At 65.0% G+C, this 15,404-nt stretch carries 14 protein-coding genes; all 14 read left to right on the forward strand.

The annotated features are described in order from the left end of the window. Positions 1-51 precede the first annotated feature (51 nt). Positions 52-1,218, forward strand: coding sequence for a cupin domain-containing protein (locus N5D30_RS06755; protein WP_279908286.1), 1,167 nt, complete (start codon positions 52-54; stop codon positions 1,216-1,218). Next, a complete protein-coding gene (locus N5D30_RS06760; RefSeq protein WP_220813165.1) occupies positions 1,211-1,636 on the forward strand; it encodes a GNAT family N-acetyltransferase in 426 nt (141 codons plus the stop codon). The genes N5D30_RS06755 and N5D30_RS06760 overlap by 8 nt, the downstream gene beginning before the upstream one ends. 9 nt (positions 1,637-1,645) lie before the next feature. After that, positions 1,646-2,278 (forward strand): histone acetyltransferase HPA2, encoded by a 633-nt coding sequence (locus N5D30_RS06765; protein ID WP_220813166.1) that lies wholly within the window; start codon positions 1,646-1,648, stop codon positions 2,276-2,278. After that, positions 2,275-3,084 carry a secretin N-terminal domain-containing protein gene (locus N5D30_RS06770; protein ID WP_279908287.1) on the forward strand — a complete coding sequence of 270 codons (810 nt, stop codon included), beginning with the start codon at positions 2,275-2,277 and terminating at the stop codon, positions 3,082-3,084. The genes N5D30_RS06765 and N5D30_RS06770 overlap by 4 nt, the downstream gene beginning before the upstream one ends. Positions 3,085-3,563: 479 nt before the next feature. Then, the gene (locus tag N5D30_RS06775; protein WP_220813168.1) at positions 3,564-5,159 is read left to right on the forward strand and encodes an isocitrate lyase; all 1,596 of its coding nucleotides are present in this window, start codon (positions 3,564-3,566) and stop codon (positions 5,157-5,159) included. Between the two features lie 138 nt (positions 5,160-5,297). Continuing rightward, complete coding sequence (locus N5D30_RS06780; RefSeq protein WP_279908288.1) at positions 5,298-5,909, forward strand: murein L,D-transpeptidase catalytic domain-containing protein; 612 nt, start codon at positions 5,298-5,300, stop codon at positions 5,907-5,909. 339 nt (positions 5,910-6,248) lie between these two features. Next, positions 6,249-6,662: an NADH-quinone oxidoreductase subunit A gene (locus N5D30_RS06785; protein ID WP_021700254.1), complete on the forward strand. Its 414-nt coding sequence runs from the start codon at positions 6,249-6,251 to the stop codon at positions 6,660-6,662. A gap of 10 nt (positions 6,663-6,672) precedes the next feature. After that, positions 6,673-7,350, forward strand: a complete 678-nt coding sequence (locus tag N5D30_RS06790; protein WP_220813170.1) for an NADH-quinone oxidoreductase subunit B — start codon at positions 6,673-6,675, stop codon at positions 7,348-7,350. 55 nt (positions 7,351-7,405) lie between these two features. Beyond that, entirely contained in the window at positions 7,406-9,187 is a 1,782-nt protein-coding gene (gene nuoC / locus N5D30_RS06795; protein WP_220813171.1) for an NADH-quinone oxidoreductase subunit C/D, read from the forward strand. A 2-nt stretch (positions 9,188-9,189) separates the two neighbouring features. Continuing rightward, a complete protein-coding gene (nuoE, locus tag N5D30_RS06800) occupies positions 9,190-9,702 on the forward strand; it encodes an NADH-quinone oxidoreductase subunit NuoE (protein ID WP_279902045.1) in 513 nt (170 codons plus the stop codon). After that, a complete protein-coding gene (gene nuoF, locus N5D30_RS06805; protein WP_279908289.1) occupies positions 9,699-11,054 on the forward strand; it encodes an NADH-quinone oxidoreductase subunit NuoF in 1,356 nt (451 codons plus the stop codon). Before nuoE ends, nuoF begins: the two co-directional genes overlap by 4 nt. Before the next feature lie 85 nt (positions 11,055-11,139). Beyond that, positions 11,140-13,848 (forward strand): NADH-quinone oxidoreductase subunit NuoG, encoded by a 2,709-nt coding sequence (gene nuoG, locus N5D30_RS06810; protein WP_279908291.1) that lies wholly within the window; start codon positions 11,140-11,142, stop codon positions 13,846-13,848. Beyond that, the gene (gene nuoH / locus N5D30_RS06815) at positions 13,845-14,837 is read left to right on the forward strand and encodes an NADH-quinone oxidoreductase subunit NuoH (protein WP_279908292.1); all 993 of its coding nucleotides are present in this window, start codon (positions 13,845-13,847) and stop codon (positions 14,835-14,837) included. Before nuoG ends, nuoH begins: the two co-directional genes overlap by 4 nt. A 13-nt stretch (positions 14,838-14,850) precedes the next feature. Further along, on the forward strand, positions 14,851-15,399 hold the full coding sequence (nuoI, locus tag N5D30_RS06820) for an NADH-quinone oxidoreductase subunit NuoI (RefSeq protein WP_279908293.1): 549 nt from the start codon (positions 14,851-14,853) through the stop codon (positions 15,397-15,399). The last annotated feature ends 5 nt before the right edge of the window (positions 15,400-15,404 follow it).

Raw genomic sequence — 15,404 nt, forward strand, 5'->3', positions numbered from 1 at the left:
TGAGCCGGGCGTTTTTATTTCAGCCATTTCATCTCTTTCAAGGGCTTAGCCATGAATCCTGATACTCCCCTGCAGCTGCTGGGCGGCCTCACACCCCGCGAGTTCCTGCGCGACTACTGGCAACAGAAGCCCTTGCTGGTCCGTCAGGCCATTCCCGGCTTCGAGAGCCCGATCAGCGCCGACGAACTGGCCGGCCTGGCGCTGGAGGAAGAAGTCGAATCGCGCCTGGTGCTGGAGCACGGCGAGCATCCCTGGGAACTGCGCCGCGGCCCGTTCGCCGAGGATGCCTTCTCCAAGCTGCCGGAGCGCGACTGGACCCTGCTGGTACAGGCCGTCGACCAGTTCGTCCCGGAAGTGGCCGAGGTGCTCAAGGACTTCGGCTTCCTCCCCAGCTGGCGCATCGACGACCTGATGATCAGCTTCGCCGCGCCCGGCGGCAGCGTCGGCCCGCACTTCGATAACTACGACGTGTTCCTGCTCCAGGCCGAAGGCGAGCGCCGCTGGAAGATCGGCCAGATGTGCGACGCCGACAGCAAGCTGCTGCAGCACGCCGATCTGCGCATCCTGGCCGACTTCGAGCAGACCGACGAATGGGTGCTGGAGCCCGGCGACATGCTCTACCTGCCGCCGCGCCTGGCCCACTACGGCATCGCCGAGAACGACTGCATGACCTACTCGGTGGGCTTCCGCGCGCCGAGCGCCGCCGAGGTGCTGACCCACTTCACCGACTTCCTCGCCCAGTTCCTGCCGGACGAGGAACGCTACAGCGACGCCGGCATGGCACCGGCCAGCGATCCGCACCAGATCCAGCAGGACGCCCTCGACCGTCTCAAGGCCCTGCTGACCGAGCACATGGGCGACCAGCGCCTGCTGCTGACCTGGTTCGGCCAGTTCATGACCGAGCCGCGCTACCCCGAACTGGTGAGCGGCGCGGAGATCGGCGAGGAAGAATTCCTGGCCATCCTGCAGGACGGCGCCGTGCTGGTGCGCAACCCCAGCGCGCGCCTGGCCTGGAGCGAAGTGGATGTCGGCCTGGTGCTGTTCGCCAGCGGCCAGAGCCGCCTGCTGCCGCCCCACCTGAGGGAACTGCTGCGCCTGGTCTGCGCCGCCGACGCGCTGCACGGCGAGAACCTGGCGCCTTGGTTGGCCGACGAAGACGGGCGTACACTGGTGCGCGAACTGGTCCAGCAAGGCAGTCTGGAGTTTGCCGATGAGTGAGATCCACGTCCGCCTCGCCCACTGGCAGAAGGACAATGCCGACCTGCGGCGCATCCGTGAGGCGGTATTCATTGCGGAACAGGCGGTGCCCGCCGAACTCGAATGGGATGACGAGGACATCGAGGCCGTGCATTTCCTCGCCTGCGAGGGCGACTACCCGATCGGCACCGCACGCCTGCTGGCGGACGGCCAGATCGGCCGAGTCTCGGTGCTCAAGGACTGGCGCGGCCTGAAGGTCGGCGAAGCGCTGATGCGCGCCGCCATCGAGGCCGCTGAACAGCGTGGCCAGCGCGAGCAGAAGCTCAGCGCCCAGGTGCATGCCGCCGCGTTCTACGAGCGCCTGGGCTTCTGCATCGAGGGCGACGAGTACCTCGAGGCGGGCATTCCCCACGTACTGATGGTGCGCCATAGCGACTAGGACGACGGCATGAGCGAAGAAAACGCCCCGAATGACCAGAACGAGCCCGAACTGCCGGCCATCGATTTCCAGTCGCCGGGGCGTTTTTCCGTGCACAACCCGGACACCTTTCCAGCGCTGACCACGGAGACGCGCGAACCGGCGCCCTTTCAGCTGGGCCAGCATCCCGATCTCGAACGTTTCAGCCGCCCGGAGCAGGCCCAGGCCCATGCGCTGGCCCTGCTGCAACAGGCGCGCCTCAGCCTAAGCCTCTACAGCCCGGATCTGGAATCCTGGCTGTACAGCCACAGCAGCGTGCAAGAGGCCTGCACCCGCTTCCTGCTGGCCAGCCCGAAGAATCGCCTGCGCATCCTGGTGCGTGACGTCGGCAAGCCGGTCAGGCAGGGCCACCGCCTGCTCAACCTGGCGCGGCGCATCACCAGCAACCTGCATATCCGCAGGATCAATCCGGATCACCCCAGCGACGAAAGCGCCTTCCTGCTCGCCGACAGCTATGGCCTGCTGCTGCGCGAGACGCCCGAGCAATATGCCGGCTACGCCCTCTACAACGACCCCGGCCGCGTGCGCCAGCGCCAGGCGCAGTTCGACCAAGCCTGGGACATCAGCGTTCTCGACCCCGACCTGCGGAGCTTCCTGCTATGACCCTGCGCGCCTGCCTGCTCGCCCTGTCGCTTGGCCTCAGCCTGCCGCTGCAGGCCGCCACCGAGCTGATCCAGCTCAACTACCGCACCGCCGAGGACGTGCTGCCGGTGGTGCAGTCAACACTGGACGGCCAGGGCAAGGTCAGCCCCTACGGCAACCAGTTGGTGATCAACGCCTCGCCGGAGAAGATCCGGGAAGTACGCGATCTGCTGCAGCAGCTGGACACCGCGCCGCGGCGCCTGCTGATCAGCGTCGACACCAGCGAGAGCAGCTTCCAGGACCGCGACGGCTACCGCGTGGACGGCAGCGCCAGCGCGGGCGATGTCGAGGTGATCGCCGGGCGCGGCGAAGTGCGCGGCCGCGACCAGGTGCGCATCATCCGCCGCTCCACCGACAGCCGCAGCGGCGGCACCCAGCAGGTGCAGGCCACCGAGGGCTACCCCGCACTGATCCAGGTCGGCCAGAGCGTGCCGCTGACCACCACCAGCGTCGGCCCCTACGGCCAGGTCTACCAGAACACCCAGTACCGCAACGTCAACCAGGGCTTCTACGTCACCGCCAGCATCACCGGCGACATGGTCCACGTCAGCATCAGCAGCAACAACGACCGGGTGAACCAGTACCGGCAGGGCGTGATCGACACCCAGAGCACCGATACCCGGGTCAGCGGCCGGCTGGGCGAGTGGATTCCCCTGGGCGGCGTCAGCGGCGAGAGCCGCGGCGAGGACTCGGCCTTCCTGCGCCAGCAGTCCACCCGCGGCGCCAACGACATGAGCATGCGCATCCGCGTGGAAGCCCTCGACTGAGGTCCGCCGCGCGACCATGTAGTCGCACGAAGAAAGCACTACAAAATCGTTGACTAATCTCCGCCCAAAGGCGCATCATGGCGCCGCTCCCGCTAGCCAGGGGCTCTGTTGCAGAGCCTCCAGACCGATCCCGTAACACCATTCGGGGCGGTCCGTGTTCTAACAGCCCACAAGGCGTTTCGACGAGGTTGCGACTGGAACGAAAGTTGTCCTGAGGGACGGGGAAGCCTAAGCGTTATCAGCCAGACCGCCTGACCAGAACCTGCATCGCCCAACGGTATCCACGAGCCGGCAAGCCGCAAACCCTGTTCTTTCGGACTGTCTTGTTTCGTCCTCTCCTCCCCCTCCGCTGCGCTCTCGTCCCCGTCAATATCTCGAAGTCCGCCAGGTGTCGCCCGCAACACTGCAAGCTTTGTTTGCACGTTGGTTTTGGGTGGGAAGTCGGTGCTCAACCAAACTCATACTTTGAAGGATTGACCATGTCAGCTTATCAAAACGACATCAAAGCCGTTGCCGCTCTGAAAGAAGCCGCAGGCAGCAGCTGGAGCGCGATCAACCCTGAGTCCGTCGCTCGCATGCGCGCTCAGAACCGCTTCAAGACCGGTCTGGAAATCGCCCAGTACACCGCTGACATCATGCGCAAAGACATGGCCGAGTACGACGCCGACTCGTCCAAGTACACTCAGTCCCTGGGCTGCTGGCACGGCTTCATCGGTCAGCAGAAGCTGATCGCCATCAAGAAGCACCTGAAGACCACCGACAAGCGCTACCTCTACCTGTCCGGCTGGATGGTCGCTGCCCTGCGCTCCGACTTCGGCCCGCTGCCGGACCAGTCGATGCACGAGAAGACCGCCGTCTCCGACCTGATCGAAGAGCTGTACACCTTCCTGCGCCAGGCCGACTCCCGCGAGCTGGATCTGCTGTTCACCGCCCTGGACGCCGCTCGCGAAGCTGGCGACAACGCCAAGGCCGCTGAAATCCAGTCGCAGATCGATAACTTCGAAACCCACATCGTCCCGATCATCGCCGACATCGATGCCGGTTTCGGCAACCCGGAAGCCACCTACCTGCTGGCCAAGCGCATGATCGAAGCAGGCGCCTGCTGCATCCAGATCGAGAACCAGGTTTCCGACGAGAAGCAGTGCGGCCACCAGGACGGTAAAGTGACCGTTCCCCACGCCGACTTCCTGGCCAAGATCGCCGCTGTTCGCTACGCCTTCCTGGAACTGGGCATCGACAACGGCGTGATCGTCGCTCGTACCGACTCCCTGGGCGCCGGCCTGACCAAGCAGATCGCCGTGACCAAAGAGCCGGGCGACCTGGGCGACCAGTACAACGCCTTCCTGGATTGCGAAGAAGTTTCCGCTGCCGACCTGGGCAACGGCGACGTCGTGATCAACCGTGGCGGCAAGCTGCTGCGTCCGAAGCGTCTGCCGTCCAACCTGTTCCAGTTCCGCGCCGGCACCGGCGAAGCTCGCTGCGTCCTGGACTGCATCACCTCGCTGCAGAACGGCGCCGACCTGCTGTGGATCGAGACCGAGAAGCCGCACGTTGGCCAGATCAAAGGCATGGTTGACGAGATCCGCAAAGTGATCCCGAACGCCAAGCTGGTCTACAACAACAGCCCGTCCTTCAACTGGACCCTGAACTTCCGTCAGCAAGTGTTCGACGCTTTCGCTGCCGAAGGCAAAGACGTCTCCGCCTACGACCGCGCCAAGCTGATGAGCGTCGACTACGACGAGACCGAACTGGCCCAGGTTGCCGACGAGAAGATCCGCACCTTCCAGCGCGACGGTTCGGCCCACGCCGGCATCTTCCACCACCTGATCACCCTGCCGACCTACCACACCGCCGCTCTGTCGACCGACAACCTGGCCAAAGGCTACTTCGCCGACCAGGGCATGCTGGCCTACGTGAAAGGCGTTCAGCGTCAGGAACTGCGTCAGGGCATCGCCTGCGTCAAGCACCAGAACATGGCTGGTTCCGACATCGGCGACAACCACAAAGAGTACTTCGCTGGCGAAGCTGCTCTGAAAGCCAGCGGTAAAGACAACACCATGAACCAGTTCCACTAATAGGAACCGGCTCTGCGGCCTGGCCGCAGGTGTTATCAGGGGAAGCCCCGGCAGCGATGCCGGGGCTTCTTCGTTTCCGCCTCTTGCAAGATCGAGCTGCGCTGGCGTAACAAGAGCGCTTCCCGCCCGGAAGCGATCATGCGCAACTTCCTGCTCACCTGCCTGCTCTGCCTCGCCTGCCACGGCGCCGTCGCCAGCGACCTGCGGCAGCTGCTGCCCGGTGCGGCGGATCACATCCTCGATCAACTGCGCGGCGAGCGCCACCGGCACTTTGCCGTGGTGGATTACGCCCGGCACTCCAGCCAGCCCCGATTCCTGCTGTTCGAGCGCAGCACCCTGCGCCTGCTGGACAGCTATCGCGTGTCCCACGGCAGCGGCTCCGACCCCGACCACGATGGCTTCGCCGACACCTTCTCCGATATCGAGGGCAGCCACGCCAGTTCGCTCGGCGTGTTCCGTACTGGCTCCGTCTATGTCAGCGACGAACCCGGCCACGGACTGTCCATGCGTCTGCAGGGCCTGAGCGAAAGCAATGCCAATGCCGAACGACGGGCCATCGTCGTGCATGCCCGCGACTACATGGAGGAAGACTTCGTCCGCCAGCATGGCGTGGCGGGACGCAGCCACGGCTGCTTGGTCCTGGCGAACGCTGACCGCGACGAGGCCATCGCCGCGCTGAGTGGCGGCGCCCTGATATTCGCCATCGACAGCCGAGCCGGTTTGCCCGGCCATATCGGCCAGCGCAAATAGAAAACCGACTTTCAATCAATGCGCTCCATCATCTTTCATGGCGGATAAATGCGACTCACTGTAAACAATTACCGACAAACTCTTTCACAAAGGCGTCATTCACGGATGAAAAGAACCATAAGACCAAAGGAGTAAACTCCCGCGTAGCGCCCGCAGTACGCGGCGCAGAAGGATTTTCGGAGAAAATGGCGGCGTCTCGCCGTTCATTTTTTTATTCGGAAAAATTTACTTACCACGTCAGGCACGCATAAAATTGCCGCCACCAAATTGCAGGGCAGCCCTACCAGGTTGCTCTACCATTACTAGAAAAGCCGCCCCTTTACCCAAGGAGCACCGGCAATGCCTGATGCGGTAACGACCATGTCCCATAACTGGGCCTTCGCTGTATTCCTGCTCGGGGTCTTCGGACTCATCGCCTTCATGCTCGGTCTATCCAGCCTGCTCGGCAGCAAGGCCTGGGGACGCAGCAAGAACGATCCCTTCGAGTCGGGCATGCTGCCGGTCGGCAGTGCACGCCTTCGCCTTTCGGCAAAGTTCTATCTGGTCGCGATGCTCTTCGTGATCTTCGACGTTGAAGCCCTCTTTCTCTTCGCTTGGGCAGTCTCGGTACGCGAAAGCGGCTGGGCCGGTCTGATCGAAGCTACAGTTTTCATAGCAATTCTGTTGGCTGGTCTTGTCTATCTTTGGCGTATCGGCGCGCTCGACTGGGCACCCGAAGGCCGTCGCAATCGGCAGGCGAAGCTAAAACAATGAGGCTTTGGCGATGCAATACAAACTTACTCGGATCGATCCGGATGCTCCGAACGAGCAATATCCGATCGGCGAGCGGGAGACCGTAGCCGATCCACTTCTGGAAGATCAGGTCCACAAGAACATCTTCATGGGCAAGCTCGAAGATGTTCTCAGCGGTGCGGTGAACTGGGGTCGCAAGAACTCCCTGTGGCCGTACAACTTCGGCCTGTCCTGCTGCTACGTGGAAATGACCACGGCCTTCACCGCCCCGCACGACATCGCCCGCTTCGGTGCCGAAGTCATCCGTGCGTCACCGCGCCAGGCCGACTTCATGGTCATCGCCGGCACCTGCTTCATCAAGATGGCGCCCGTCATCCAGCGCCTCTACGAGCAGATGCTGGAGCCCAAGTGGGTGATCTCCATGGGTTCGTGCGCGAATTCCGGCGGCATGTACGACATCTACTCGGTGGTCCAGGGGGTCGACAAGTTCCTCCCCGTGGACGTCTACATCCCCGGCTGCCCGCCCCGCCCCGAGGCATTCCTGCAAGGCCTGATGCTGCTGCAGGAATCCATCGGCCAGGAGCGCCGTCCGCTTTCCTGGGTCGTCGGCGACCAAGGCATCTACCGTGCCGAAATGCCGTCGCAGAAGGAACAGCGCCGCGAGCAGCGTATCGCTGTGACCAACCTGCGCAGCCCAGACGAAGTGTGAGCCGGCCCTTGCGCCCGCTCACTGACGCCGCACACCGCCGATAGCGACCGAGACCATGACTGCAGACAGCATTCTGTCCGTTCCACCCTACAAGGCCGACGACCAGGACGTGGTGGTCGAACTGAACTCCCGTTTCGGTGCCGAGACCTTTACCGTCCAGAGCACCCGCACCGGCATGCCGGTGCTGTGGGTCGCCCGCGATCAGCTGATCAACGTGCTGACTTTCCTGCGCAACCTGCCGCGCCCCTACGTCATGCTGTACGACCTGCATGGCGTCGACGAGCGCCTGCGCACCCAGCGCCGCGGCCTGCCGGGCGCCGACTTCACCGTGTTCTACCACCTGCTGTCGGTCGAGCGTAACAGCGACATCATGATCAAGGTCGCGCTCAAGGAAGGCGATCTCAACGTCCCTACCGTCACCGGCATCTGGCCCAACGCCAACTGGTATGAGCGTGAGGTCTGGGACCTGTACGGCATCACTTTCCAGGGTCACCCGCACCTGACCCGCATCATGATGCCGCCGACCTGGGAAGGTCACCCGCTGCGCAAGGACTACCCGGCGCGCGCCACCGAATTCGATCCGTTCAGCCTGACCCTGGCCAAACAGCAGCTGGAAGAAGAAGCCGCGCGCTTCAGGCCGGAAGACTGGGGCATGAAGCGCCAGGGCGAGCACGAGGACTACATGTTCCTCAACCTCGGCCCGAACCACCCGTCCGCCCACGGTGCGTTCCGCATCATCCTGCAGCTGGACGGCGAAGAGATCATCGACTGCGTCCCGGACATCGGCTACCACCACCGTGGCGCCGAGAAGATGGCCGAGCGCCAGTCCTGGCACAGCTTCATCCCCTACACCGACCGTATCGACTACCTCGGTGGGGTGATGAACAACCTGCCCTACGTGCTCTCGGTCGAGAAGCTGGCCGGGATCAAGGTGCCGGATCGCGTCGACTTCATCCGCGTGATGCTGGCCGAGTTCTTCCGCATCACCAGCCACCTGCTGTTCCTGGGTACCTATATCCAGGACGTCGGCGCCATGACCCCGGTGTTCTTCACCTTCACCGACCGCCAGCGCGCCTACAAGGTGATCGAGGCCATCACCGGCTTCCGCCTGCACCCGGCCTGGTACCGCATCGGCGGCGTCGCCCACGACCTGCCGCGTGGCTGGGACAAGCTGGTCAAGGAATTCGTCGACTGGCTGCCCAAGCGCCTCGACGAGTACACCAAGGCCGCCCTGCAGAACAGCATCCTCAAGGGCCGCACCATCGGCGTCGCCCAGTACAACACCAAGGAAGCGCTGGAATGGGGTGTCACCGGCGCCGGCCTGCGCTCCACCGGCCTGGACTTCGACCTGCGCAAGGCACGCCCGTACTCCGGCTACCAGCACTTCGACTTCGAAGTGCCGCTGGCCCACAACGGCGATGCCTATGACCGCTGCATGGTCCGTGTCGAGGAGATGCGCCAGAGCATCCGCATCATCGACCAGTGCCTGCGCAACATGCCGGAAGGCCCGTACAAGGCGGACCACCCGCTGACCACACCGCCGCCGAAGGAACGCACCCTGCAGCACATCGAGACCCTGATCACCCACTTCCTGCAAGTCTCCTGGGGCCCGGTGATGCCGGCCAACGAGAGCTTCCAGATGATCGAGGCGACCAAGGGCATCAACAGCTACTACCTGACCAGCGACGGCAGCACCATGAGCTACCGCACGCGCATCCGGACGCCCAGCTTCCCGCACCTGCAGCAGATCCCCTCGGTGATCCGCGGCAGCATGATCGCGGACCTGATCGCCTACCTGGGCAGCATCGATTTCGTTATGGCCGACGTGGACCGCTAACCATGAGCCAAGCAGCAGACTCTCAGAACATGATCCAGACCGACCGCTTCGAGCTCAGCCAGGCCGAGCACGACGCCATCGAGCATGAGATGCACCACTACGAGGACCCGCGCGCGGCGTCCATCGAGGCGCTGAAGATCGTGCAGAAGCAGCGTGGCTGGGTGCCGGACGGCGCCATCTATGCCATCGCCGACATCCTCGGCATCCCCGCCAGCGACGTCGAGGGCGTGGCCACCTTCTATAGTCAGATCTTCCGCGTGCCGGTGGGCCGCCACATCATCCGCGTGTGCGACAGCATGACCTGCTTCGTCGGTGGCCACGAGAATGTGCTGGGCAGCATCAAGGACCAGCTCGGCATCGTCCCCGGCCAGACCACCGCCGACGGCCGTTTCACCCTGCTGCCGGTGTGCTGCCTGGGCAACTGCGACAAGGCCCCGGCCGTGATGATCGACGACGACACCTTCGGCGGCGTCAGCGCCGACAACGTCGCCAAGCTGCTGGAGCCCTACGCATGAACGCCAAGACGCTGACTTCCATCGGCCCGGCCAACCGCATCGCCCGCAGCGAAGAGACCCATCCGCTGACCTGGCGCCTGCGTGACGACGCCCAGCCGGTATGGCTCGAGGAATACCAGGCGAAGAACGGCTACGCCGCCGCGCGCAAGGCCCTGGCCGAAATGGCCCAGGCCGACATCGTGCAGACGGTCAAGGACTCCGGCCTCAAGGGCCGCGGCGGTGCGGGCTTCCCCACCGGCGTGAAGTGGGGCCTGATGCCAGCCGACGAATCCATGAACATCCGTTACCTGCTGTGTAACGCGGACGAAATGGAGCCGAACACCTGGAAGGACCGCATGCTCATGGAGCAGCTGCCGCACCTGCTGGTGGAAGGCATGCTGATCTCCGCGCGCGCGCTCAAGGCCTACCGCGGCTACATCTTCCTGCGCGGCGAATACGTCGACGCGGCCGCCAACCTCAATCGCGCCATCGCCGAGGCCAAGGCCGCCGGCCTGCTGGGCAAGAACATCCTCGGCAGCGGCTTCGACTTCGAGCTGTTCGTCCACACCGGCGCCGGTCGCTATATCTGCGGCGAAGAAACCGCGCTGATCAACTCGCTGGAAGGTCGCCGCGCCAACCCGCGCTCCAAGCCGCCCTTCCCCGCCGCCGTCGGCGTATGGGGCAAGCCGACCTGCGTGAACAACGTCGAGACCCTGTGCAACGTGCCGGCGATCGTCGCCAACGGCGTGGACTGGTACAAGACCCTGGCCCGCCCGGGCAGCGAAGACATGGGCACCAAGCTGATGGGCTTCTCCGGCAAGGTGAAGAACCCCGGCCTGTGGGAACTGCCTTTCGGCCTCCCGGCCCGCGAGCTGTTCGAGGACTACGCCGGTGGCATGCGCGACGGCTACACGCTGAAATGCTGGCAGCCCGGCGGCGCCGGTACCGGCTTCCTGCTGCCCGAGCACCTGGACGCGGCGATGTTCGCCGGCGGCATCGCCAAGGTCGGCACCCGCATGGGCACCGGCCTGGCCCTGGCCGTGGACGACTCGATCAACATGGTCTCGCTGCTGCGCAACATGGAAGAGTTCTTCGCCCGCGAGTCGTGCGGCTGGTGCACGCCCTGCCGTGACGGCCTGCCGTGGAGCGTGAAGATCCTCCGCGCCCTGGAACGCAAGCAAGGTACCCGGCAGGACATCGACACCCTGCTCGGCCTGGTCAATTTCCTCGGTCCCGGCAAGACCTTCTGCGCCCATGCACCGGGCGCCGTCGAGCCACTGGGCAGCGCGATCAAGTATTTCCGTCCGGAGTTCGAGGCTGGCGTGGCCAGCACGGCCGCTCCGGCACCGTCGGCGCAGTTTGTGCCGGCCTGACGCATTGGCGTCGTGGCCGCGGCCGCGATGCAACCGTGATTCCATTAGCCAAGCCCGCTTCGGCGGGTAAGAAGAAACCTGAACCATGGCCACTATCCACGTAGACGGCAAAGATTTCGAAGTCGACGGAGCGGACAACCTGCTGCAGGCCTGTCTGTCCCTCGGGCTCGACATCCCCTACTTCTGCTGGCACCCGGCGCTGGGCAGCGTCGGCGCCTGCCGCCAGTGCGCGGTGAAGCAGTACACCGACGAGAACGACACGCGCGGCCGCATCGTCATGTCCTGCATGACACCGGCCACCGACAACACCTGGATCAGCATCGACGACGAAGAATCCAAGGCCTTCCGCGCCAGCGTCGTCGAGTGGCTGATGACCAACCACCCGCACGACTGCCCGGTGTGCGAGGAAGGCGGTCACTGCCACCTGCAGGACATGACGGTGATGACTGGCCACAACCAGCGCCGGTACCGCTTCACCAAGCGCACCCACCAGAACCAGCAGCTCGGCCCGTTCATCTCCCACGAAATGAACCGCTGCATCGCCTGCTACCGCTGCGTGCGCTACTACAAGGACTATGCCGGCGGCACCGACCTTGGCGTCTACGGCGCGCACGACAACGTGTACTTCGGCCGGGTCGAGGACGGCGTGCTGGAGAGCGAGTTCTCCGGCAACCTCACCGAGGTCTGCCCGACCGGCGTGTTCACCGACAAGACCCACTCCGAGCGCTACAACCGCAAGTGGGACATGCAGTTCGCCCCGAGCATCTGCCACGGCTGCTCCAGCGGCTGCAACATCAGCCCCGGCGAGCGCTACGGCGAGATCCGCCGCATCGAGAACCGCTTCAACGGCTCGGTCAACCACTACTTCCTGTGCGACCGTGGCCGTTTCGGCTACGGCTACACCAACCGCGCAGACCGCCCGCGCCAGCCGCTGCTGGGTAGCCAGAAGCTGGGCATCGACGCTGCGCTGGACAAGGCCGCCGAGCTGCTGCAGGGCAAGCGCGTGATCGGCATCGGCTCGCCGCGCGCCAGCCTGGAGGGCAACTACGCCCTGCGCGAACTGGTCGGCGAGGCCAACTTCTACAGCGGCATCGGCGCCCGCGAGCTGGACAATATCCGCCTGATCCGCGACGTGCTGCAGAACGGCCCGCTGCCGGTGCCGTCAATCCGCGAGATCGAGGACCACGACGCCGTGTTCGTCCTCGGCGAAGACCTGACCCAGACCGCCGCGCGCGTCGCCCTGGCCCTGCGCCAGTCGGTCAAGGGCAAGGCCACCGAGATCGCCGCCTCGATGAAAATCCAGGACTGGCACATGGCCGCCGTGCAGAACGTGGCCCAGGACGCGCTGAACCCGCTGTTCATCGCCAGCGTCGACGCCACCCGCCTGGACGACATCGCCGAGGCCTGCGTGCACGCAGCTCCCGCCGACCTGGCCCGTATCGGCTTCGCCGTGGCCCACGCCATCGATCCGAGCGCCCCGGCCGTGAGCGGCCTGGACGACGAGGCCACCGAACTGGTGCAGCTGATCGCCGACGCCCTGCTGGCCGGCAAGCGCCCGCTGATCGTGGCCGGCGCATCCCTCGGCGAGAAGAGCATCATCGAGGCCGCGGCGAACATCGCCCAGGCCCTGAAGAACCGCGAGAAGAACGCCTCCATCAGCCTGGTGGTACCGGAAGCCAACAGCATGGGCCTCGCCCTGTTCGGCGGTGAATCCGTCGACGCCGCCCTGGAAGCCCTGACGTCCGGCCAGGCCGACGCCGTGGTGGTGCTGGAGAACGACCTGTACCGCCGCGCCGACGCCGCCAGGGTCGATGCCGCCCTGGCTGTCGCCAAGGCGGTGATCGTCGCCGACCACCAGCAGACCGCCACCACCGCCAAGGCCCATCTGGTGCTCTCCGCCGCCAGCTTCGCCGAGGGCGATGGCACCCTGGTCAGCCAGGAAGGCCGCGCCCAGCGCTTCTTCCAGGTGTTCGAGCCGAGCTACTACGACAGCACCATCCTCGTGCGCGAGGGCTGGCGCTGGCTGCACGCGCTGCACAGCACCCTGCTGGGCAAGGCCGTGGACTGGACCCAACTGGACCAGGTCACCGACGCCTGCGCCGCCAGCAGCAGCCTGCTGGCCGGCATCAGGGACGCCGCGCCGAGCGCCTCGTTCCGTATCAAGGGCCTCAAGCTGGCGCGCGAACCGCACCGCTACAGCGGCCGTACCGCCATGCGCGCCAATATCAGCGTGCACGAACCGCGCCAGCCGCAGGACCAGGACACCGCCTTCGCCTTCTCCATGGAAGGCTACGCCGGCAGCAAGGAAGACCGTCAGCAGATTCCGTTCGCCTGGTCGCCGGGCTGGAACTCGCCGCAGGCCTGGAACAAGTTCCAGGACGAGGTCGGCGGTCATCTGCGTGCCGGTGACCCGGGCGTGCGCCTGATCGAGTCCCAGGGCAAGACCCTGGCCTGGTTCGCCGTGCCGGGCGCCTTCGCCCCGGCCCAGGGTACCTGGCAGGTCGTTCCGCTGTACCACCTGTTCGGCAGCGAGGAGAACTCCTCCCGCGCCGCACCGGTACAGGAGCGCATCCAGCCCGCCTACGTCGCCCTGGCCAAGGCCGAGGCCGACCGCCTGGGCGTCAACGACGGCGCGCTGATCAGCCTGACCGTCGCCGGCCAGGCCCTGCGCCTGCCGGTGAAGGTCAGCGAAGACCTGGCCCTGGGCCTGGTCGGCCTGCCGGCCGGCTTCGCCGGCATTCCGGCGGCCATCGCAGGTACCACTGCCACCGGGCTGCAGGAGGCCGCGCAATGAGCTGGCTGACTCCTGATCTGATCGACGTGATCGTCGCCGTCCTCAAGGCCATCGTCATCCTGCTGGTGGTGGTGATCTGCGGCGCGCTGCTGAGCTTCGTCGAGCGCCGTCTGCTGGGCTGGTGGCAGGACCGCTACGGTCCGAACCGCGTGGGCCCGTTCGGCATGTTCCAGATCGCCGCGGACATGCTGAAGATGTTCTTCAAGGAGGACTGGACGCCACCGTTCGCCGACAAGTTCATCTTCATGCTGGCGCCGATGATCGCCTTCGCCGCCATGCTGATGGCCTTCGCCATCATCCCGGTCACTCCGGAGTGGGGCGTCGCGGACCTGAACATCGGCATCCTGTTCTTCTTCGCCATGGCCGGTCTGTCGGTATACGCCGTGCTGTTCGCCGGCTGGGCGAGCAACAACAAGTTCGCCCTGCTCGGCGCCCTGCGCGCTTCGGCCCAGACCGTCTCCTACGAGGTGTTCCTGGCCCTGGCGCTGATGGGCATCGTGGCTCAGGTCGGCTCGTTCAACATGCGTGACATCGTCGACTACCAGGCCGAGAACCTGTGGTTCATCATTCCGCAGTTCTTCGGCTTCTGTACCTTCTTCATCGCCGGCGTCGCCGTGACCCACCGTCACCCGTTCGACCAGCCGGAAGCGGAGCAGGAGCTGGCCGACGGTTACCACATCGAATATGCCGGCATGAAATGGGGCATGTTCTTCGTCGGCGAGTACATCGGCATCGTGACCATCTCGGCGCTGCTGGTGACCCTGTTCTTCGGCGGCTGGCACGGCCCGTTCGGCCTCCTGCCGCAGATCCCGTTCATCTGGTTCGCGGCCAAGACCTGCTTCTTCATCATGATCTTCATCCTGCTGCGCGCATCGATCCCGCGCCCTCGGTATGACCAGGTCATGGCGTTCAGCTGGAAGTTCTGCCTGCCGCTGACTCTGATCAACCTGCTGGTGACCGGCGCGCTCGTGCTGGCCTCGGCCCAGTAAGGAGAAACACGCAATGCTCAAGTACATATGGGACGTGGTGGTTGGCACCGGTACCCAACTGCGCAGCTTGGTCATGGTCTTCAGCCATGGCTTCCGCAAGCGCGACACCCTGCAGTACCCGGAAGAGCCGGTGTACCTGCCGCCGCGTTACCGCGGCCGCATCGTCCTGACCCGCGACCCCGACGGCGAGGAACGCTGCGTGGCATGCAACCTGTGCGCCGTGGCCTGCCCGGTCGGCTGCATCTCGTTGCAGAAGGCCGAGACCGAGGACGGTCGCTGGTACCCGGACTTCTTCCGCATCAACTTCTCGCGCTGCATCTTCTGCGGCCTGTGCGAGGAAGCCTGCCCGACCACCGCGATCCAGCTGACCCCGGACTTCGAGATGGGCGAGTACAAGCGCCAGGACCTGGTCTACGAGAAGGAAGACCTGCTGATCAGCGGCCCGGGCAAGAACCCGGACTACAACTTCTACCGCGTCGCCGGCATGGCCATCGCCGGCAAGCCGAAAGGCGCCGCGCAGAACGAGGCCGAACCGATCAACGTCAAAGGCCTGCTGCCCTAAGGAGC

This window comes from Pseudomonas sp. GD03875 (assembly GCF_029840585.1).
GTDB lineage: Bacteria > Pseudomonadota > Gammaproteobacteria > Pseudomonadales > Pseudomonadaceae > Aquipseudomonas > Aquipseudomonas paralcaligenes.